This window comes from Shewanella abyssi, from assembly GCF_023284025.1.
Lineage (GTDB): Bacteria > Pseudomonadota > Gammaproteobacteria > Enterobacterales > Shewanellaceae > Shewanella > Shewanella abyssi.
The window spans coordinates 40,799-61,388 of the sequence record NZ_JAKIKR010000021.1 but is presented as its reverse complement, the minus strand read 5'-3'; the positions used below and the strand labels follow the sequence as shown (position 1 = coordinate 61,388).

The 20,590-nt window shown below is 44.8% G+C and carries 23 protein-coding genes; 14 read left to right on the top strand and 9 right to left on the bottom strand.

Translation table 11 applies throughout. From position 1 onward, the window contains the following. Nucleotides 1–45: 45 nt before the first annotated feature. The gene (locus L2755_RS11130) at nt 46–774 is read right to left on the bottom strand and encodes a uroporphyrinogen-III synthase (protein ID WP_248980766.1); all 729 of its coding nucleotides are present in this window, start codon (nt 772–774) and stop codon (nt 46–48) included. Between the two features lie 9 nt (nt 775–783). Further along, entirely contained in the window at nt 784–1,716 is a 933-nt protein-coding gene (gene hemC, locus L2755_RS11125) for a hydroxymethylbilane synthase (protein WP_248980765.1), read from the bottom strand. Nucleotides 1,717–1,915: 199 nt separating this feature from the next. Between hemC and L2755_RS11120 the strand changes: the two genes are divergently transcribed. Next, entirely contained in the window at nt 1,916–4,339 is a 2,424-nt protein-coding gene (locus L2755_RS11120) for a class I adenylate cyclase (protein WP_248980764.1), read from the top strand. 56 nt (nt 4,340–4,395) lie between these two features. Here the strand turns inward: L2755_RS11120 and cyaY are convergent, their stop codons facing one another. Next, a complete protein-coding gene (gene cyaY / locus L2755_RS11115; protein ID WP_248980763.1) occupies nt 4,396–4,728 on the bottom strand; it encodes an iron donor protein CyaY in 333 nt (110 codons plus the stop codon). Nucleotides 4,729–5,204: 476 nt separating this feature from the next. On the opposite strand from cyaY, the gene L2755_RS11110 reads away from it, so the two are divergent. The 6 genes from L2755_RS11110 (at nt 5,205) to L2755_RS11085 (ending at nt 9,793) form a co-directional block, all read left to right on the top strand. Beyond that, the gene (locus L2755_RS11110) at nt 5,205–5,381 is read left to right on the top strand and encodes a hypothetical protein (protein ID WP_248980762.1); all 177 of its coding nucleotides are present in this window, start codon (nt 5,205–5,207) and stop codon (nt 5,379–5,381) included. Nucleotides 5,382–5,386: 5 nt separating this feature from the next. Then, nucleotides 5,387–6,631 carry a diaminopimelate decarboxylase gene (lysA, locus tag L2755_RS11105; protein WP_248980761.1) on the top strand — a complete coding sequence of 415 codons (1,245 nt, stop codon included), beginning with the start codon at nt 5,387–5,389 and terminating at the stop codon, nt 6,629–6,631. 65 nt (nt 6,632–6,696) lie between these two features. After that, nucleotides 6,697–7,524, top strand: a complete 828-nt coding sequence (gene dapF, locus L2755_RS11100; RefSeq protein WP_248980760.1) for a diaminopimelate epimerase — start codon at nt 6,697–6,699, stop codon at nt 7,522–7,524. Next, nucleotides 7,521–8,153: a DUF484 family protein gene (locus tag L2755_RS11095; RefSeq protein WP_248980759.1), complete on the top strand. Its 633-nt coding sequence runs from the start codon at nt 7,521–7,523 to the stop codon at nt 8,151–8,153. Before dapF ends, L2755_RS11095 begins: the two co-directional genes overlap by 4 nt. 12 nt (nt 8,154–8,165) lie before the next feature. Continuing rightward, nucleotides 8,166–9,080 (top strand): tyrosine recombinase XerC, encoded by a 915-nt coding sequence (xerC, locus tag L2755_RS11090; protein WP_248980758.1) that lies wholly within the window; start codon nt 8,166–8,168, stop codon nt 9,078–9,080. Next, nucleotides 9,077–9,793 carry an HAD-IA family hydrolase gene (locus L2755_RS11085; protein WP_248980757.1) on the top strand — a complete coding sequence of 239 codons (717 nt, stop codon included), beginning with the start codon at nt 9,077–9,079 and terminating at the stop codon, nt 9,791–9,793. The genes xerC and L2755_RS11085 overlap by 4 nt, the downstream gene beginning before the upstream one ends. Nucleotides 9,794–9,998: 205 nt before the next feature. On the opposite strand, the gene ric is transcribed toward L2755_RS11085, so the two are convergent. Next, nucleotides 9,999–10,706 carry an iron-sulfur cluster repair di-iron protein gene (gene ric / locus L2755_RS11080; RefSeq protein WP_248980756.1) on the bottom strand — a complete coding sequence of 236 codons (708 nt, stop codon included), beginning with the start codon at nt 10,704–10,706 and terminating at the stop codon, nt 9,999–10,001. A gap of 448 nt (nt 10,707–11,154) precedes the next feature. On the opposite strand from ric, the gene L2755_RS11075 reads away from it, so the two are divergent. The 7 genes from L2755_RS11075 to L2755_RS11045 all read left to right on the top strand — a co-directional run bounded on the left by L2755_RS11075 (nt 11,155) and on the right by L2755_RS11045 (nt 17,476). Beyond that, entirely contained in the window at nt 11,155–11,877 is a 723-nt protein-coding gene (locus L2755_RS11075) for a peptidase (RefSeq protein WP_248980755.1), read from the top strand. After that, nucleotides 11,877–12,695 (top strand): PepSY domain-containing protein, encoded by an 819-nt coding sequence (locus L2755_RS11070; RefSeq protein ID WP_248980754.1) that lies wholly within the window; start codon nt 11,877–11,879, stop codon nt 12,693–12,695. The genes L2755_RS11075 and L2755_RS11070 overlap by 1 nt, the downstream gene beginning before the upstream one ends. Nucleotides 12,696–13,016: 321 nt before the next feature. Next, on the top strand, nt 13,017–13,463 hold the full coding sequence (locus L2755_RS11065) for a c-type cytochrome (protein WP_248980753.1): 447 nt from the start codon (nt 13,017–13,019) through the stop codon (nt 13,461–13,463). 3 nt (nt 13,464–13,466) lie between these two features. Beyond that, nucleotides 13,467–14,855, top strand: coding sequence for a cbb3-type cytochrome c oxidase subunit I (locus tag L2755_RS11060; protein WP_248980752.1), 1,389 nt, complete (start codon nt 13,467–13,469; stop codon nt 14,853–14,855). 128 nt (nt 14,856–14,983) lie between these two features. Further along, complete coding sequence (locus L2755_RS11055; protein ID WP_248980751.1) at nt 14,984–16,825, top strand: nitric oxide reductase activation protein NorD; 1,842 nt, start codon at nt 14,984–14,986, stop codon at nt 16,823–16,825. Nucleotides 16,826–16,862: 37 nt separating this feature from the next. Beyond that, the gene (locus tag L2755_RS11050; protein ID WP_248980750.1) at nt 16,863–17,081 is read left to right on the top strand and encodes a DnrP protein; all 219 of its coding nucleotides are present in this window, start codon (nt 16,863–16,865) and stop codon (nt 17,079–17,081) included. Nucleotides 17,082–17,107: 26 nt separating this feature from the next. Next, nucleotides 17,108–17,476, top strand: a complete 369-nt coding sequence (locus tag L2755_RS11045) for a hypothetical protein (RefSeq protein WP_248980749.1) — start codon at nt 17,108–17,110, stop codon at nt 17,474–17,476. 94 nt (nt 17,477–17,570) lie between these two features. Here L2755_RS11045 and L2755_RS11040 read toward each other — a convergent pair whose 3' ends face one another. The 5 genes from L2755_RS11040 to L2755_RS11020 form a co-directional block, all read right to left on the bottom strand. Then, a complete protein-coding gene (locus L2755_RS11040; RefSeq protein WP_248980748.1) occupies nt 17,571–17,846 on the bottom strand; it encodes a cytochrome C oxidase subunit IV family protein in 276 nt (91 codons plus the stop codon). A gap of 30 nt (nt 17,847–17,876) precedes the next feature. Further along, complete coding sequence (locus tag L2755_RS11035; RefSeq protein ID WP_248980747.1) at nt 17,877–18,488, bottom strand: cytochrome c oxidase subunit 3 family protein; 612 nt, start codon at nt 18,486–18,488, stop codon at nt 17,877–17,879. A 21-nt stretch (nt 18,489–18,509) separates the two neighbouring features. Continuing rightward, nucleotides 18,510–19,319 (bottom strand): CbbQ/NirQ/NorQ/GpvN family protein, encoded by an 810-nt coding sequence (locus L2755_RS11030; RefSeq protein ID WP_248980746.1) that lies wholly within the window; start codon nt 19,317–19,319, stop codon nt 18,510–18,512. A 375-nt stretch (nt 19,320–19,694) separates the two neighbouring features. Further along, complete coding sequence (locus L2755_RS11025) at nt 19,695–19,949, bottom strand: cytochrome C oxidase subunit IV family protein (RefSeq protein WP_248980745.1); 255 nt, start codon at nt 19,947–19,949, stop codon at nt 19,695–19,697. Between the two features lie 6 nt (nt 19,950–19,955). Next, nucleotides 19,956–20,573, bottom strand: coding sequence for a cytochrome c oxidase subunit 3 family protein (locus tag L2755_RS11020; protein WP_248980744.1), 618 nt, complete (start codon nt 20,571–20,573; stop codon nt 19,956–19,958). Nucleotides 20,574–20,590 lie beyond the last annotated feature (17 nt).

Sequence of the window (20,590 nt, the reverse complement as noted above, 5' to 3'; positions counted from 1 at the left end):
GATGCTGCAGTAAAACGAGTAGTCACTAACGCTAACGTGACAAGGCTATAGAGATAGCGCAGTCAACATCGCATTAGTATTGGCAGCTTTAGCATTGGTTACGGTTAATAGACCGTATGCGATAGCTTTTTCATATACTCGGGAGCTGGGGACTATAATATGACAAGTTTGCAGCCATGCAAATAGTTCATTTGGAACAGTTTTGATTAGGTTATCGAGTATTTCGCCACTGGTTATGATGATAGTGTCTATACCGAAGGTTTGCCATTGCTGGTTGATATTGGAAATATCGAGTTCAGGACAGCCTCTTTGATAGATCTCCCAGTAACCCAAATTGGCTTGTCGCCTGATAAGCTCAAGGGCTAAATCTTCTCGACCACCGACGCCACGAACAATGATGATACTCTTATTATTGACATGTTTTAGTGCAGATAAACTGAGTAACCCTTCCGTTTGCTGACAATCATCGGGAGCTTTTTCGGCGTGAATCCCAAGTGCTTTCAAGGCTAAATAGGTGGCTTCGCCAACGGCAAAGTATTGTGCCGATGAGGGCCATTTATCTGCAATAGCAGTTGATGCAAATTTGACGGCGTTGGTGCTGATGAAGATGAAAATATCGGTTTGTTGTAACGCGCTATCTATCTGTTGAGTATCGAGGTTTGAAGTGGGTTTTACCTGTAATAAAGGCGTCGTAAGGTAAGAGACGTTTCTAAACGATAACGCCTCTTCCATTAACTGATTACGCCCAGCAGGGCGTGTCAGTAATACTTTCATTAATACGATTTACGCTTCTGCATATACGGCATCAAGAATGGTTTTAGCCCCTTTGGCGAGTAACTCTTCAGCCAGTGCGATACCCAGCTTTTCAGCATCATTCTTATGACCTGATGATGCCGCTTCGATAATTTGGCTACCATCTGGGTTACCGACTAAACCACGAAGACTCAATGTGTCGCCGTCAATCTCGGCATAAGCACCGATTGGCACCTGACAACCACCTTCGAGGCGAGTATTCATTGCGCGCTCAGCGGTAACGCGAAGGCGTGTTTCTACATGCTCAAGTGGAGCAAGTAGCTCTTTTACGCGAGTATCAGCAGTACGACACTCAATACCTACGGCGCCTTGGCCATTAGCTGGTAATGAGTCTTCAGCAGAGATAAAGCTAGTGATTCTTTCTTCAAGCTTTAAACGCTTAAGGCCAGCAGCTGCAAGGATAATCGCATCATAGTTACCCGCATCTAGTTTAGCTAAGCGAGTGCCGACGTTACCACGTAGATCTTTGATTTGCAGATCGGGACGTGCTGCACGAATTTGGCATTGACGACGTAAGCTAGAAGTACCAACAACGGCACCTTTAGGCAGCTCATTAATGCTAGCAAAGTCATTTGAAACAAATGCGTCACGTGGATCTTCACGTTCACAAATCACTTCAAGACCCAAGCCTTCAGGAAAATCGACCGGAACGTCTTTCATTGAATGAACAGCGATATCGGCTCTGTCTTCTAGCATGGCTACTTCAAGTTCTTTAACGAACAAGCCTTTACCACCCACTTTAGCAAGCGGCGTGTCTAAGATGATGTCACCTTTAGTGCTCATTGGCAGCAATTCAACGGTGAGGCCTGCATGGATTCTTTCCAATTCAGCTTTTACAAATTCAGCTTGCCACATGGCAAGAGGGCTCTTACGTGTTGCGATACGGATTACATTTTGAGACATGCAGAATATTCCATCTTAGAACTTAGTTGCACCAATGCTAACATTGCCCGAAAACAGATGTAACAATCTGCTGCTGATTCTTTGAAGTATACCCAGTTATATCTCATTAAAAAGCGTGATCTGGATCTCATTTGCTTGCCGCTAAACACTTTGGCGTATACATTAGAGTCTGCGTTATCTACATAGGAGTTAATGGAAATTGACAGAAGGGACCAATGTTCTCGAATGTGCTGCCGAAAGATTGGATTGTATTCGATATGCGAGAGCGAGTGCTTTATTGTCGCCACTTAAACGGTATTTACTACGTTTAATTCCTATTTTATTGCACCATCATTCAGACAAATTACCTGGTTATAATGGCCCGTTTACGCCTAATGGGATTATTGACTTCCATTTAAGCAGCGAGGATTTTGAAGCCTGCGATACTCTTGATATTACAGTACCGCCTAATGCCGTTAAGTCTAGCTCTCTTATTGAGGGGGTTTATAGCATGGGGAGCACGGCCAGCTTTGGCCAAAATACTCAAAGTGATATTGATGTTTGGCTTATTCACAATAAGTCGGTCAGCCAAAATCAATGTGAGCTATTGGCACAAAAATCGACCTTGCTGACCCAATGGTTCGCCCAGTTTGATTTCGAAGTTAATATCTATCTAGTTCATCCTGAACAGTTCGTGATGGCTCAAGAAGGCCAAGTAGAACTGCATAACAGTATGGGTCACGAACATAGCGGCAGTGCGCAACATTGGTTGTTGCTGGAAGAGTTTTACCGTAGCCACTTTAGGCTGGCAGGTAAGGTCATTGCTTGGTGGCCAGACGCTAAAAAAAGCACCCATTTACTTTCTCTTGGTGATGCTCGGGCGCTACCCGCGAGTGAATATTTTGGCGCATCATTGTGGCAGTTATATAAGGGCGTAGAAAAACCACACAAGGCGTTGTTAAAGGTCCTACTTTTAGAAGCTTACGCAAGTGAATATCCTAATACTCGTTTAGTGAGTGAACGCATTTGGCAGCGCACTTTAGAGGGAGATTTCTCAGCCGGCAACGATGCTTATTACTTACTGTATGAGTCGATTGAAACTTACTTATTAAAGTTGGGTGATGCGAGAAGACTTGAGATCACTCGGCGCTGTTTTTACCTTAAATGCGGTGTAAGGCTGAGCCTGCCTGAGCAAGCAAGAGATTGGCGTTATTACAAAATTCAGCAGTTGGTTGAACATTGGAACTGGGCGCCAAGCTTGGTTGAAACACTGGATAACTGTGAACATTGGCACTGTGGTCAGCTGCAGTGGTTTAATGAGCAACTTAATGTGCTAATGCTAGGGAGTTATCAAACTCTGTTGCACTTCGCTTCAGCGCACCGCTTGAGTGAGAAATTGAGGATTTCAGAGTTAGGTCTGCTGACCCGTAAGCTGCATACGTACTTTAGTGAAGATGAGCATCAAATCATGACGCTCAATCAACTCTGGAGTCGCTCAATTACCGAGGCAAACCTTTCGATTATCTATAGTGAACAGGACAATAATTACTATCTATATCGATGCGGGCCAGATCCGAAAAACTTTCTACATCACAGCGCTGTTTATCATTCAAAGAGCAAAGCAAAGTTGTTGGTATGGGCCTCTCTCAATGGTATTTCAGTGCAAAGCACTCGTTGGCATGACGTTAAAAAGAGCAGGCGCAACGCGGCATTTTTAACTCAAGCAGCCAGTCGTCTCGATGGTTTGATTGACATCGGTTCGATGAAAGTATCAAAAATGGCGCTTTGTCAGCCGTGGCATTTTAAGAAATTGGTCTTGCTGCTTAACTTTAATAGCGATCCGACAGAGCAGTGGGTTGGCCAAGAGATAATGGCTGATTACATGAATAGTAATGTGTTTTCAATGGGTAAACACAAAACCAATATGCTGGGTTCTATTGATGTTATTAGCTTAAATAGCTGGGGAGAGTGGCATTGTAATCACTTCGAAGGGGATAAAGCGATTTTGGAAGCACTATCTTCAGTTACTCCTGGAATGAAAAGAGCGACACAAGAGGTATCGATTGAGGTGATTAGTTGCTCGAGCAAGCTTAGCTCGCAAATCGAACGTGGCGTTAAGAACCTTCTCGACAGATCGGTTCGTTTAAGCCATCAAACCCAAGATTCATCTACCTTGGTCTATCCACTAAAAGTCGGCCCCATTCGTTATGGTATTTTCTTCAATAATCGCGGCATGCATTTCGAAAACCTCAGTGATGCCAAGTCCTTTTACCAACAGCTTTCAAAAAGGAAGCTGGTTGAAATACCTAGGCCAGAACTCGGTAATGAGCCTTTTTCAAAGATCCCGTCAGTTATTCAAGATTATGCGGCAAGAGGGGCTATTCAGTACTTTTTACGCCAACGTGTAGAGGGGCTAGATGTGTATATTTTAGATGAAAATAATGCGTTAAATCATTATGTGCAGCAGGGAGCTGATGTTGAAGGGCTGGTAAGCCAGGTGAGTCATCACCATGCATTTAATGATTCAATATTAAAGAGAGAGCAATTTAACATGCCGCAGTTTTTTAAGTTAGAACGCTTGCAAGGCAAGCTGGTAGCATTGCCTTTTGGGCTATCAAAAGACGCTAACGAGGTGGAGTTTTAAACTGAATTTTTAACAGGAAAAAGAGGAGTGTTAGTTCTCCTCTTTTTTATAATGAGCTATTTGATATCTAGTTTTAGTCCACTTTGCTTGAAAATAGACTCGACAACAAATGGCATAAACTCATTGTTATTACGCTGATCTAACCATTTACCGTCGATATAGGCAAAGTGATAACCACCAAACTGTGTTGCCAACCAAATTTCATGCATCGGCTCTTGTTTGTTGATCACTATTTTAGAGTTGCCGTTAAATTCTAATTGTAAAACATTACCTGAACCATCGACATCGACGTCAGCATCTTGCTCGTCAATAAGAACCTCTAGCGCATTATCAATTGCTTGAAACATTTCATCGGCAAGTTGATGAAATTCGAAATCTGTTATAGCCATGCTAATTATTCCTCAGATTTTTAAGATTGCAGCGTTAATGCAGCTAATACTACCAATCCAACCAGTGATTACCAATCACATTAATTTTGGGGTTATTAAGTGCAGCTATAATAAAACGCCGTCGTGTTGTTTATATATTTGTTTTACATAGGGTTATTCTAGTGCTGTTTTCAACGGCTTGACGCATCCTTGATGTCGTGAAATATAGATAAATAGCATGCTAGCGGCTATTAACTCATCAATTTATAGTCTATTACCTATAAATCTTAGTAAAGCCCAACGCCTCTGAAACGAGCATGTTCAAGTAGGACGGGTATAATACTAAATAAGTGCTAAAAACAGCGGATATAAATGCGTTATAGGCTTGACTGATAACGGCCTTGTCTGCAAACATCAAGTATAACTATTTTTGCCACACTGCAAGACGTTGACATGGGTTGCTCCTGTCTGCGGTCATTGCGCTAAAGGGTCAACCGATGTTGAAAAAAATGAGACTGTTTTTGTTGCTGGGGCTTGGTAGCCTAGTACTTTTAGGTTGTGGGCAAAAAAGTGCGTTATTTAGAGCGCCTCCGCAAGATGTTAATCAACAAGCGAGCGATGAAAAGTCGCCTGACGCAGAGCCGAAGCAAAGCGAAGAAAGTAAGAAGGATTAAAGACCTTGGATCATTTTATATATCAAGCAGAAGAGCTGTACGCCGAACAATGTCAAGTCGCTGAATTAGCTCAGCAACATGGCACACCTCTTTACATCTATTCGCGAGCGACATTAGAGCGACATTGGCATGCGTTTGATAATGCTGTTGCTAACCATCCACACCTTATCTGTTATGCAGTTAAGGCGAATTCAAATATTGCAGTACTGAATGTACTGGCACGTTTGGGCAGTGGCTTTGATATTGTTTCAGGCGGTGAGCTTGGCCGAGTGATTGAGGCCGGCGGCGACCCTGCTAAAGTCGTCTTTTCTGGCGTGGGTAAAACCGTTGCTGAGATGGAGATGGCGTTAGAGCTCGGTATCTACTGCTTTAACGTAGAGTCGGCGGCTGAGCTGGAACAACTAAGCATTGTTGCACAACGTCTTGGTAAAGTGGCACCTGTTTCTTTGCGTATTAATCCTGACGTCGATGCGGGCACGCACCCCTACATCTCAACTGGGCTTAAAGAGAATAAGTTTGGTATTGCGATGGAAGAAGCTGAAACCATTTTCCTACGTGCTAAGGCGCTTCCAGGGTTAGAAATTAAAGGTGTAGATTGCCATATCGGTTCTCAGCTTACTGAGATTAAGCCGTTTTTAGACGCAATGGATCGTATGTTGGCCTTAATCGATCGTTTAGCGGTGCTAGGCATCGAGATTAAGCATTTTGATGTGGGTGGCGGTCTTGGTGTCACTTATGATGATGAGATACCACCACAACCTGACGCCTATGCCGCGGCATTGTTAGAACGTTTAGGTGGGCGAAATCTTAAACTTATCTTTGAACCTGGTAGAGCGATTGCGGCCAACGCAGGTATTTTTGTCACGCAAGTGCTATACCTCAAAGAAAACAGCGAGAAGCGCTTTGCCTTAGTCGATGGCGCGATGAACGATTTGATCAGACCTGCGCTTTACAGTGCATGGCAAAAAATTATTCCGGCGATCGATCGTGGCGGCGAAACTCAAAGCTATGACGTCGTTGGACCTGTGTGTGAAACTGGTGATTTCTTAGGTAAGGATCGCCAGCTAAACGTGCAAGCGGGTGATTACTTAGCGATTCGTTCATCTGGCGCGTATGGTTTTACCATGGCGTCTAACTACAATTCGCGCCCTCGAGCGGCAGAGTTGATGGTTGATGGTGATAATGCTTACGTGATCCGCGAAAGAGAAAAGCTTGCACAATTGTGGCAAGGTGAGCAATTACTGCCGTAAACTCAATAACTAGAATGTAGCATGATAAATATTATCCGCTACGGTTACCTTTAAGGAAGTCCATCTTGATTCAATTCACGAAGATGCACGGTTTAGGCAATGACTTTATGGTTGTTGATGGGATCACACAAAATGTGTTCTTCTCACCGGATCAGATCAAGCGTCTAGCAGACCGAAATTTTGGCATCGGCTTCGATCAATTGTTGTTGGTGGAACCACCGTACGATCCCGATCTTGATTTTCATTATCGGATCTTTAATGCCGATGGCAGTGAAGTGGAGCAATGCGGTAATGGCGCCCGTTGTTTTGCTCGATTTGTTAGCAATAAAGGCTTAACGCATAAGCATAAGATTCGAGTGAGTACCTCGTCAGGTAAGATCACCCTGAGACTGGAACGCGACGGTAAAGTCACGGTTAATATGGGTGTGCCAGTACTTGAACCGGCTAAAATTCCTTTTAATGCTAAGAAAGTGGAAAAGACTTACTTATTGATGGCGTCCAGCGGAACTTACCTATGTGGCGCTGTCTCTATGGGCAATCCACACTGTGTCATTGAGGTTGACGATGTGGCTAATACCGATGTCGATGCTATTGGCACTGAACTGACCCAGCATGAACGTTTTCCTAAAGGAGTAAACGTTGGCTTTATGGAAGTGGTCAACGCGGGCTATATCAAACTGCGGGTGTATGAACGCGGCGCGGCCGAAACATTAGCCTGTGGCACTGGCGCTTGCGCTGCGGTAGTTGTCGGTGTTTTGCAAGGTAAGCTCGAACGAAATGTACGGGTTGATCTGCCCGGTGGCACATTAATGATCAACTGGGATGGCGAAGGTAAGCCGTTGTGGATGACTGGACCGGCAGAGCACGTTTATGATGGACAAATTCCTCAATGACAGAAAATACCATGAAGCAACCACCGTTTGACGAGATCTTGATCCGAGAGTATCTGCTGGATAACCCCGATTTTTTTAGTCGCTACCCTGAGTTATTGCTGGCGATGCGTATTCCACATGCTGAGCGTGGGGCCGTATCCTTGGTTGAGCGTCAGCAGGAGTCATTACGCCAACGAGTTTCGCAGCTTGAAGAGGAGATAACAGCCTTGCTATCAATGGCGTCACGAAACGAACAGATCTACATGTTTAACAGTGCATTGTCGATGCAGATGCTAAAATGTGAAGATATGGGCGAGTTGCGTCAAGTATTATCAAGCGGCTTAAAAGAGCAGTTTCAGTTTAGCCACGTTCGACTAATAACCGTACATGACATCGATAGTGAACTGTCGCATATTTGGCGAAAACGCTTAGATTCAGGTTATTATTTTGGCCGCTTAACCATAGAAGAATCGAAACGTTTGTTTGGTTCTGAGGTCGGTTCAGTGGCGTTATCTCGGTTATCGAAGGAGTGTGGACAGGTGATATTTGCTATCGCAAGCACTGACCCTATGCACTTTCATCCAGAGATGGATCATCTGTTACTCTCTCAACTTAAGCAGTTACTGGATTATCAGTTGCCGAAAATTTAACCGCGAGGCTTTATGGCTGACAATAGATCGTCAAGCACGTCACCTTGGCTTATCGATTTTGAGCGTTACCTTAAAACTGAGCGACAAGTCTCAGCCTACACAGTAAGAAATTACCTGTTTGAACTAAAGCGGGTTGAAGCCCTGTTTGCCGAAGACGATAGCTGGCTAGCGTTACAACATGAGTCATTGCAAGCCATGCTGGCCAAGCTACATCGTCAGGGATTAAGCCCGCGCTCATTGTCCCTTACGTTGTCATCGATTAAACAATTCTTCGACTTCCTGCTAAGAGAGCAACAGATCTCAGTTAACCCCGCACTGAATCTTAGCGCACCCAAACAAGCCAAACCCTTACCCAAAAATATGGATGTTGATTCGGTTAGCCATCTGCTGGAAATCGATGCTAACGATCCATTAAGCTATCGAGACAAGGCGATAATGGAGCTGTTTTACTCCTCGGGTTTACGACTGGCGGAATTGGCAGCGCTCAATGTGACTGATATTAAATTTTCCCAAGCGCAAGTTAAAGTGCTCGGTAAGGGCAGTAAAGAGCGAATAGTGCCAATCGGTAAGTTGGCACTGGCTGCTATAACGCAGTGGCTTGATATTCGGCATGACATAGCATGTGAAGATGACGCGCTATTTGTAACGGCCAAAGGCCGGCGCTTAGCCCACCGTAGTATTCAGGCAAGGCTAACTAAGTGGGGCCAGGAGCAAGCGCTCAATGTGAAAGTGCACCCACATAAACTACGTCACTCATTTGCAACGCATATGCTGGAGTCTAGTGCTGACTTACGTGCGGTGCAGGAGCTGCTTGGTCATGCGAATTTATCAACCACCCAGATTTATACCAGTCTGGATTTTCAACATCTGGCCAAGGTATACGATGGTGCGCATCCAAGAGCAAAGAAGCGAGGCAATAAATCATGAAGGTGTTTATCAGGCCGCAAAGCTTTAGCGCTATTAGCTTTGATTTAGATGATACGCTGTATGACAATCGCCCTATCATTCAAAAAGCTGAAGCTGCCTCGCAGCAGTTTTTACAGCAACATTACCCGAAATCTACACAGTGGCAGTTGCGCGATTGGCATAGATTGAAGTTTGATTTGCTTCAGCATGCACCTGAGCTTCGCCATGACACTAGCTTGGCGCGTGTGGTGATGTTGGAGCGTGGCTTACTGATGCTAGGTTATGATGTTGCAGTTGCTAAAGAGGGCGCCAAGGCGGTGCTTGAGCAGTTTATTTTATATCGAAGTCAGTTTGCAGTATCGAAAGAGGTGCTGGAGTTACTGCAAGCATTAAAACGGCGCTATCGCTTAGTCGGGATCACCAATGGCAATGTTGATCACCTGCGTATTGGACTCGACGGAATATTTGAATTTGTGCTACATCCTGGCCAAGGAGTAAAGCAAAAACCGGCCAAAGAGATGTTTGTTCAGGCTGCACAGAGGTTAGGTATTCCACTGGCAAGTCTGCTTCATGTTGGCGACAGCGCGAGTAGCGATGTTGATGGCGCAAGGCGTGCAGGTTGTCAGGCGGTGTGGCTCAACCCAGGATTTGGCTCGGCGACTATAGCGCGAGCAAAAATGCAAGTTCCTCATTTTCAAATCCAATCCATTTTTCAGCTAGAGCAACTTCTTTAGCTCTTCGTGATGGTCGTTTAGACGCTGAAGCTATTTATGATGCTCGCAATGGTGGTGCAAACATGAGTAAATTTATTGATGCTGAACCAAAAATAAGAGAGCTGATTGAGCAACTTATTCAGCAAAAGCAAGCATCAATGAACTGGTCTCCGCTACAACAAACTGCAATTTAATAAAAAGGCTCACCTAAGTGAGCCTTTCCTTTTTATGCGGTTAGCGCAACAGCTTGGGGGAACAACACGTTGTTCTCAATATAGATGTGCTGCTTTAGATCTGCTTGAAATTCAGTAAGTGTGGCATAACAAACTCGCCATGTGGTACACGCATGCTCCGGTGGCTGAAAGCCATTAGTCAGCTCACTGATCTTTGCCATAATCTGCAACGCTTCATCATGCTCATGCAACATGGCATTAATTGGGTTACTGATATGGCCAAAACAAGTTTGGGTTTGCACTTGGTTATGTAGCCCTAGAATGGCCGGAAACAGGATCTGCTCCTCTTTCATTAGATGTGGCATCAAGTCATTGACAAGCGCATTAATCCAGCCTGCTAACGGCTTTATCTCGCTATGATTCTCGCCATGTGCACGGACCATTTTTTGACTGTATTCAATTAGCAGAGGTGTCTTTTCTCGCACATAGGTGTGATGCGTTGCTTCAATATAGTTAAGCAGATCGGGCAGTGGTAACTCCGCAAGCCCTTGGCCCTTTTCTGCGTTTTCGTCTAACGCTAGCAGGGCATTGATAAGTTGGTCTTCATCTGCATCAAAGCGTGTAATCGCGCGTTCTAAAGAGATCCCACCACCGCAACAAAAATCGATACCAAACTGACTAAAAATATGGGCTGTACGGAAGTCACTAGCGACCAATTCTCCGACGCGAGTATTCAGTAACACTTCTTTTGATTGAGACATGATGGCACTCCAAAAACTGCAAATAATATAACATACATATTATTTGCATCTTTTGTTTGTCGCAAACATTACTTGAGTAAAATGCTCGGGTAATCACACTTTTGGGTCAAAAACCTCACTTTAGAGGTATGCAGTGACTTACGCATAATGTCCATGTTCGCTATGAAGTCGATAATAATATTGCTTTAACCGCTGGAGTTGATAACGTATTCGACCGACAAGCGCCGTATCATCAGAGTTACACTGACGGCAACACCAATACTAAGACCTAGGACTTAATCGGGCGTCGCTATTATTTAGCACTGAAATGGGTTTTAAAGCGCAAGCTCGATACTTGCCTAAAGCCTAGGTAGCCAGGGTTAAACATAGGATTAAATATAGGGTCGCACAAAAGGTCAGCAATAGATTTACTCATAACAATAACAATAACAAAAGGTCAGTAATTATTTTGAGCCTAATAAAAAAAATTAAGCGAGTATTATCCGCGCACTTCCTACATAGATGGCTGATGTTGGCACTTGCCGTGCCTATCGTGATCTGGTCGGTTACCGGCAGCTACTTTGTACTAATGGATATTGGTTTTATACGGAGTGACCATATTGACAAGCAGAGTGTTGCCTATATAGACACAAACCAAATTAATTACCCGATATCAGCCGTGTATCAGCGCTATCCAGATGCAGATGACATCAGTTTGAAGCTATTGGCTAGCCATCATTACTACCGCATAAAACTAAAGGGGAAAGTATTTTTACTTAATGCTAATTCAGGCCAATTGTCAGCGGAAATAACAGAGCCGCAAGCGAGAGAAATAACCAAAGGCTTTCAGCATCAACAATCAATTCCACTAGAAGCAAAACTCATCAAGGTCGTACTGCTGCGAGAGGACGGGCCTGCAGAATTGGCCGCGCGTCATCTACCGGTGTGGAAAATGGACTTTGATGACAGCGCTGCCACGACCCTGTACTTGTCTGCCACTACTGGGGAGCTGGTTACTCGTAGGCATGACTACTGGCGCTTGTTCGATCTATTTTGGAAGTGGCATATCATGGATTATGACGATGGAGAATCCATTGACAACAAGCTGCTATTGATCACGGCTATCATTGCCATTATTTCAGTTATCGCCGGGCTACTGCTCACTTGGCAACGTCGACGGAGGTACCTGTAATGACAATTAAAAAACGGCAGGCTAGCGGAAAAATCAGAGCCTCAAACCAGCTTAGTAAGCGTATGAAACGCTGGATCAAAGTGGGTCATTATTGGATAGGCGCCTTGGTTAGCGTTCAGTTACTGTTATGGCTCATTAGCGGGGTTTATTTCAATCTCATCCCCCATGATGAGCTTAAAGGTATGGCGTACAACCACAGCCATCACACAGAGCAAAATCGACATAAATTTGAATCTCAGCGGCTACTCGAAATAGCCCCATTGCTCACTACTCGGCCTGAGACTGAATCAGTTAGCTTAGTCGCTCTAGCAGGGCAGCCTGTTTATCGACTCGATGCCAAAGTGCAGCGCTATGGCCACCAATGCCAGCAGCAGGGTTTAATCGACGCATACTCAGGTAAAACCATAAATATTGATAAGCCGCTGGCGATGCAATTAGCTAGCGATAGTTACATGGGACCCGGCAGCATTAGCAGTATTGAGCAGGTGGCAGCCCCCCATAATGATTGGCCTAAGCAGTGCAACCCTTTGTGGCTGGTGAATATGCAAGATGACCTGTCGACCCGAGTCTATATCAATGCGGTTAATGGCGAGCTGGTTGGTCATAAAAATGACCAAACTGATATCGCAGATTTTATGTTTAAACTGCATTTTATGGATTACCTTAATCAAGGCAGCTTTAACAATCCGTTCAGCTGGCTATTTGGTGTGTTAACGCTACTACTGTCTTTATCGGGGCTTTATTGGGTTGCAGAGAACCTAATGCAAAAACGATATCGCTTCACTGTTAAGCGTGCTGCCAAAAAGGCAAAGGGCTAAAATAAAAGCGCATCACCATCGTTGAGCCCCTGGTTTAACCCGGGTTGCTCAGCATTTTCTATTATGAGTAAGCCGTTGGGCCGAGGGCTATCTAAGATGGAGTCCTCGGCTGTTCTAATGGCAAATATATAACCAACATAGGCAAGATCCTTTAATTTTACACTCCAACTATTCACCGTCAGGCGACCAGCCTTGATCCTTGCTGACAACAAAAGCTTAGCTGGGCTCTATCGTTGAAACCCTGCAAATAAACCCTGCTGTCCTATACTGAGGAAATCTTTAATCAAAAAAATTAAAGTCACCAGAATAAAGGGTAGCAATATGTCAGACACTTTTACGAAAGGTATGGCTCGAAATATCTATTATGGCGGTAGTGTTTTTTTCCTACTGTTGTTTGCCGCACTCACCCTGCATACCACTAGAGAAATGCCCAAATACGACCATCGTGAAAACCTAACTGAGTCAGTCGCAAGAGGTAAAACGGTATGGGAAGACAATAATTGTATCGGTTGCCATACGCTCATCGGAGAGGGCGCCTATTATGCTCCAGAGCTGGGTAATGTTTATTTTCGTCGTGGCGGCGGTGATCTCGATGCATTTAAAGGCTTCATGCAGGGCTGGATGAAGATTCAACCTCTTGGTGTGCCAGGACGGCGTCAGATGCCTCAATTTAATTTGACTGAGCAACAAGTTGATGATTTGGCGGAGTTTTTAAAGTTCACCGCTGAAATGGATGTTAACAGTTGGCCACCGAATATTGAGGGGTAAGCAATGAATACATTAAAATTTCAATCACAATCAGTGGCAACACCTTACTTTGTTTTTGCTTTGATCTTATTTGCTGGCCAGATTTTGTTTGGCCTCATCATGGGTCTTCAATACGTCGTCGGCGACTTTCTCGCTGATGCCATCCCTTTCAATGTGGCCCGTATGGTGCACACTAATTTGCTCATTATTTGGTTGTTATTTGGCTTTATGGGGGCGGCTTATTTCCTCGTACCAGAAGAGTCTGAAACCGAGTTATACAGCCCCAAGTTAGCCATAGTGCTGTTTTGGATATTCGCGGTAGCCGGCACGTTAACCATACTAGGTTACCTATTGGTGCCATACTCAACCCTTGCCCATATCACCGGTAATGAATACTTCCCCACCATGGGGCGCGAGTTCTTAGAGCAACCGACCATCACTAAAATCGGCATTGTTATTGTCTGTCTTGGCTTCCTGTTTAACATTGGTATGACAATACTTCGAGGCCGAAAGACCGTCATCAATATGGTGCTGATAACTGGCCTCATTGGTCTCGCGGTATTCTTCCTATTCTCATTCTATAACCCTGCCAATATTGCCTTGGATAAACTCTTTTGGTGGTTTGTGGTTCACCTGTGGGTTGAAGGTGTGTGGGAATTGATTATGGGTGCCATCTTGGCCTTTATTTTGATTAAAATTACTGGAGTTGACAGAGAGATCATTGAAAAGTGGCTCTACGTGATCATTGCGATGGCGCTGATCTCTGGTCTGCTGGGGACTGGGCATCACTTTTTCTGGTTAGCGACTCCGGGATACTGGCAGTGGATAGGCTCGGTATTCTCAGCCATTGAACCGTTACCTTTCTTTGCTATGGTGCTGTATGCATTCAATATGGTCAATAATCGTCGCCGTGAACATCCTAATAAGGCAGCTACGCTTTGGGCATTGGGCACCGCGGTAATGGCATTTTTAGGCGCGGGCGTTTGGGGTTTCTTACATACCTTGGCACCTGTTAACTTTTATACCCACGGTACACAAATCACCGCCGCCCATGGGCACATGGCCTTCTATGGGGCTTATGCCATGATTGTGCTCACTATCATTTCCTACGCTATGCCCAAACTACGAGGTGTTGGCGAGGCGTCGAGTAATAAGGCGCAGGTGATTGAGATGTGGGGATTCTGGCTGATGACAGTCGCGATGGTCTTTATCACTCTGTTTTTAACGGGAGCCGGAATTTTGCAAGTCTGGTTACAGCGTATTCCGGAAAACGGTGAGGCACTTAACTTTATGGCCACCCAAGATAAACTCTCTATTTTCTACTGGGCAAGAGAAGCCGCGGGGGTGGTATTCTTAATCGGACTGATCACCTATTTGTGTAACTTCTTGGTTGATAGGAAAGCCGTAAAATGATGGGAATAAGTTGAGTGAAAGCGTATCTAATTGATGCTCTGTAAATGGAGATGAAAATGAAGCTGACCCCATTGATTGGTGTCAGCTTCAGCTCAATCTACGGCACAAGGGAGATAATTTAACCTCTTATGGAAGAATGGGTTGGTAGTATCTGGCACAAGTATATTGTGCAAAAGAGCCACACAGAGTTTGATCATGCCCGAGTTGAGTTTGATGATATAAAAAAATCTGCCGGGTTGGTCTTTCGAGCATTAGGTGGCGCGCCGACAAAACGTGTCGAAGCCGCTGTACCTCGTGACTATTATGCTCGCAGAAAACTGCTGGATAAAATTTCGGGTGCTAATCAGCAAATCAGCCTTGCCTGGCAGGATGAAACCAGCCTAAGGCTACCGCAATCGATTGCCATTTTTGATACGCAGCAACTTAATAGAGAACTTTACCTGTGGCTGGTGGCGCTTGCTGCTTATAGCCCAACTCATTTTACGCACTGGGCTAGAGACAATCAGGCGGCAGTGACGGCAGTATTAGCTACTTTCCCGACATTGAGGCCGCGCTATGCACGACTTGCCGCTGCGACGCTCAAGCTACGCACGCCATTAGCGTCATTACCTAAGTCCTTACAACTGCTCGAACATGCTGTCATACAGGCGATTCTTCATCCTGAAACTCCCATTGATTTCCCTGTGGCTAACTATGCTCCTCAAGCGATTTATCTGTGGCTGTATCCCAATGAAAATATTAAGGCTAACCCATTTAACGCGGCAGATATTGATTGTGAAGAGGAGCAAACGTCATCGTTGATGACACCGCAAGAGAGCCTACAAGCAAGGAAAAAGTCTGAGCGAGTTGAAGAGGAGGACAGCAAAGATAGCTTGATGGTGTTTCGATTAGAGAACCTGTTTTCTTGGAGTGAGTTTTCGCGAGTGAACCGTGCCGAAGACGACACTGAAGATGAAGACGCTCAAAGAGTCGCCGAGGATCTTGATATTATTACTGTGGCAAAAGGCTCACGGCAGAAAACAGCCAAACTGAAGCTTGATCTTGATCTGCCCGCTGCCATTGAGGATGACTTGCCACTGGGAAAAGGCATCACCTTGCCAGAGTGGGATTTCAGATCTAATCAATTAATCCCCGCGCACTGCTTGTTGCAACCTATGCTACCTAAAGACAGCCAGCCACTGGCCCTGCCGGCATCATTAGCGTCAGCTGCAAACAAAGTCCGTCAACAATTTCAGCAGTTACAAAGTATTAAAAATTGGCAAAAATCTCAGTCTACAGGCGACGAGATTGATTTAAGCGCTTGGCTGGACTTCCATATTGAAAGTAAAACATCGCTGGCGCGCGATACTGGTCTCTACCTTAGGTTTCAGAGCAGCCAACGCGATATCAGTACTCTTTTATTAGCAGATCTTTCGATGTCCACAGATGCCTATATCAATAATGAGCACCGGGTCATCGATGTCATCAAGGACAGCATGCTGCTATTCAGTGAGGCATTAGCGGCAGTGGGGGACCCTTTTGCGATTTATGGTTTCTCATCGGTAAAACGCCATCATGTTCGCTTTACACTATTGAAGAATTTTGCCGAAGCTTATGATGACCATATTCGTGGGCGCATACTCAGTTTACGTCCGGGGTTTTACACTCGTATGGGCGCGGCGATTCGCCAAGCTAGCCGAATTTTAGCCGAACAGACTCAGCATCGAAAACTATTACTGATTTTGACCGATGGTAAACCCAACGATATCGATAATTACGACGGCAGATATGGCATTGAAGATACCCGCCAAGCCATTATTGCCGCAAGGCGCCTCGGACTCGTGCCATTTTGCATCACCATAGATCAAAAAGCTGACCAATATCTACCCTATATTTTCGGCAGTAACGGCTTCAGTGTGATTGTTAATCCCTGTCAGCTACCGTCAAAGTTGCCGCAGCTTTACCATCAGCTAACCCATTCATCGTGTTAAATGCTATTTACTATCTACAACAACAACAGGAGGAGGGATGATTGAAAAAGTACCCTGTTTGTATTGTCAGACTGAAAATGAGGTTGAGCAAAATGGGCTAGATAGCCCTGCTGTAGGTCAAGTTTGCCAACACTGTGGTATGGCTTTACCTGCCGCCCACCCGAGTAGCAGATTATATAAGACCAAGCTGTTTTTATGGGCCTTTGTTTTCATCGCGCTATTTTGTTTAGTGATGGTCATCTATTTGCCCCGATAACCGATTTTGCAGACAGGTATATAACCATGAACGTAAGAAAATATGATAGAAAGCAAATAGAACAGGCATCCATAATTGCCCTGTGGTCCTTACTGAATCTAACCTTTTTACCTGCGGTCTCATTTCTGGTATTACTGACTAAAATCAATAAATTTACCGCTGAATCTTTTGCTGCTTATCATCTAAATTTTGCCATTAAGCTGAACTTGGCCGCTGCAGCGGCACTAATATTGGTCAGCGGGCTAATGCTATATTTAGGCGGCTTCAACTCTGGGATGACTTGGGTATTTGTTATTACCTATTTTATCTCTATCCATACCGCTTTTATTCTTACTGCCGTATGGATGTTAGTCCGCGCATGGGCGGGGAATAAAATGGGCTACAAGCAAGTCTAGAGTGTGTTATTGAAAGTGCTATAAAGAGTGCTATAGAGAGTGTAATAGGGTGTGTAAGAGTATTATTTGAATTTATATTGCAGTAGAGAGCTAGTTAGAAAACAAGATAAATGAAACCAATAATCAAGGGCAGTAATACAATGTAACCCCGCAATAGATTGCGCCACAATGCAGGGGCTTGTTTCAATTCCATATATACATCAACAATCTGCCATCCCTTTATCACGGTTAAGGCAAGGATCCCCGTTAGGGCCAGCCCCTGCCACTCTGATGACCAAATGTCATCGATACTTCCCATGTATGCAGACGCTATGGTCAGCAAAATAAGATAAAGATAAACCCGTAGAATAACAGCGTGATGATTAAGCATATTACTAACCCTCCTACGATCTGAGTCTAGCTAGTCGATAACGTAAAGTAGTGGGAAGAGTATGATCCATACCAGATCCACCATATGCCAATAGCAAGCGCCAGACTCGAACCCAGACAGATTGCCTCCTTGATAAGCGCCATTGATAGTTCTGAACGCCATAAACCCCAAAATAATCATCCCAAGGATGACATGCAGGAAATGAAAGCCGGTGATAAAAAAGTACAAGGTGAAATAGGTATTACTAGAGAGACCATATCCAAGATCCAGTAGCTGGTTATACTCCCATGTCTTGACTGCCAAATAGACGCTTGCCATTAATAGCGCTGCAGCTAACAGTATCGCTGCGTAGGTATGTCGTGATTGTCTTATGGCATTTAAGCTTAGGGCGACGAAACAGCTACTCGAGATCAAGGCGAAGGTGTTGATCCCACCTGCAGCAGGATGGAGGTAACTTTGGCCCTGTTGGAACATATCGGGATACAGTTGGCGAGTGATCGCAAAGCCAATAAAGAAAATCGCAAATACCGTTAGTTCAGCCAAGATAAAAAACCACATCGCCAAATCACCCGGTAAGTGAGGTTTGCTCAATGGGGTATTCGTGTTCGCTAGAGCGAGTGCTGCCTCATTGTCCAACTCCATTTTCGTCAGCTCCCGCCGCCCTCAATAGTCAAAGTATAAGCGAGCGACGTCCATTAAGGCTTCAACGGTAGTGATATCATCGGATAGGGGCTCAGCAAGACAGCAGCGGCACACGGCAAGTGGCGCCATGCCACTGGAGATCATTCGCGCCGCATAAATCAACAAGCGGGTAGACACCACTTCATCCAAGTCACAGTCTAGTCTACGCAGTGAACCGGCCAGTTCAATTAATTTGACTGCCAAGTCTTGCTCTATTTTGCTTTCAGCGAGCAGAATTTGGCTCTCAAGCAGAGGGTCGGGATAATTAAGCCGCAATGCGACAAAGCGCTGTCGAGTGCTCGCCTTCATGCCTTTGAGAATATTTTGATAACCCGGGTTATAGGACACCACCAACATAAAGCCTTCAGCAGCGGCAAGCTCCTCTCCCGTTCGCTCTATGGGGAGTATGCGTCGATCATCAGCAAGAGGGTGGAGGACGACGGTCGTATCTTTCCGCGCTTCGACGATTTCATCGAGATAGCAGATCCCCCCTTCCCGCACGGCTCTGGTTAATGGCCCATCCTGCCAATAGGTGCCGTTAGGACCAATCAAGTGACGCCCAACGAGATCCGCAGCGGTTAAATCATCATGGCATGCCACTGTGTATAAGGGCCTCGCGAGCTTTTCGGCCATATGCGCGACGAAGCGCGTTTTACCGCACCCTGTAGGGCCTTTAATTAATAAGGGTAACTGATGGGAGAATGCATACTCAAACAGTTGTACTTCATTATCTTGTGGCTGATAAAAAATATCACCCTTAATGGCAATCGCAGAGGTCGTTGAAGAGGTCATATTGCTCCCTAATATTCGGCGTAACTTGAAAAGTAACGCAGTATAAATATAGCATTTATCAGATGTTTGGCCATAAAAGCAGTTATACCAATTCCATTAAATAGTTGCTCGTTCAGCGGGAATTTAAATCACTTTAGACAAGCACGTGGGTTGTAGTTAATAGTTATTCTATATCAAAAGCCACATGCGCTGTATTAAGGGATTTTAAACCCGCACGCAGTGAGCTTCTCAGGACTTTCACTGCTGCGTTACATTGTCTTAAAAGGGAATAACCATTTCTTCCACAATGCGCCTTGAATTGAAAGCCCTGAGAGAGCTCTGAATTGATCACATCTTTAGTGGAATTGGTATTAACTTAACTTGAGCTGTTTATCGTCAAAAAAAGGCGGTCAGTATAATGAGTGAGGGGAAAAAAATAAGGTAGAAACGCATCATTAAACGCAGGTATTTATGGGCGTGGCGCAGTTCCATAAAATGGTCGATAACCATTAAGCCTTTATACATTACGGTGAGTGCCACTAAAACACTGACCAGTGCAGAGGACTCGAACTGTTCCCCCAAAAATGTATTGAACAGGGTGATAGCAATCAATGCTCCCCAATAAAATTCAATTTTGCCAAGTGACTTCATCAGGCCTTACCTCAACACGTACAGCAAGGGGAAAATAAGGATCCACATAAGATCAATCATATGCCAATACATGGCTAATGCTTCTAACCCTGAGTGCTGCTTTGCTGAGTAGGCGCCTTTACGTAAGCGGAAAATTACCCACAATATTGCGCAAGCGGCCCAGCCCACATGCAGAAAGTGATTAAATGTCATGTAGTAATAGATAGTAAAAAACTCACTGGTATTGGTGCTAAAACCCTGCTGGTGATTCCAATAAAACTCGGCCGTTTTTACCACTAAATACCAGCAACCACAGCCAAACGTCAGCCAAAGGTAACGCTCCGACTTGAGTCGATTATCAACACGAATATTGATCATGGCTTTTGCCATAAAGTAGCTGCTGGTCAGCAATATAAGCGTGTTGAGCACGCCGGCGAAGGTGCTAACACTTTTGGGGCCAAGTGAGAAAGCTTCTGGGTAGTTATATTTGGCAATAAAATAAGCCACAAAAAAAATGCCAAATTCGGTCAACTCAGACAAAATACCCACCCAAATGGGAATATGGCCTGGCACTCTTCCTGCCCTCAATTCACTCCATGAGCTAGGGAAAATACCCAAGGGTTGCTTGGGATGTTCATTGTTCACGCTGTTACTACCAGCAT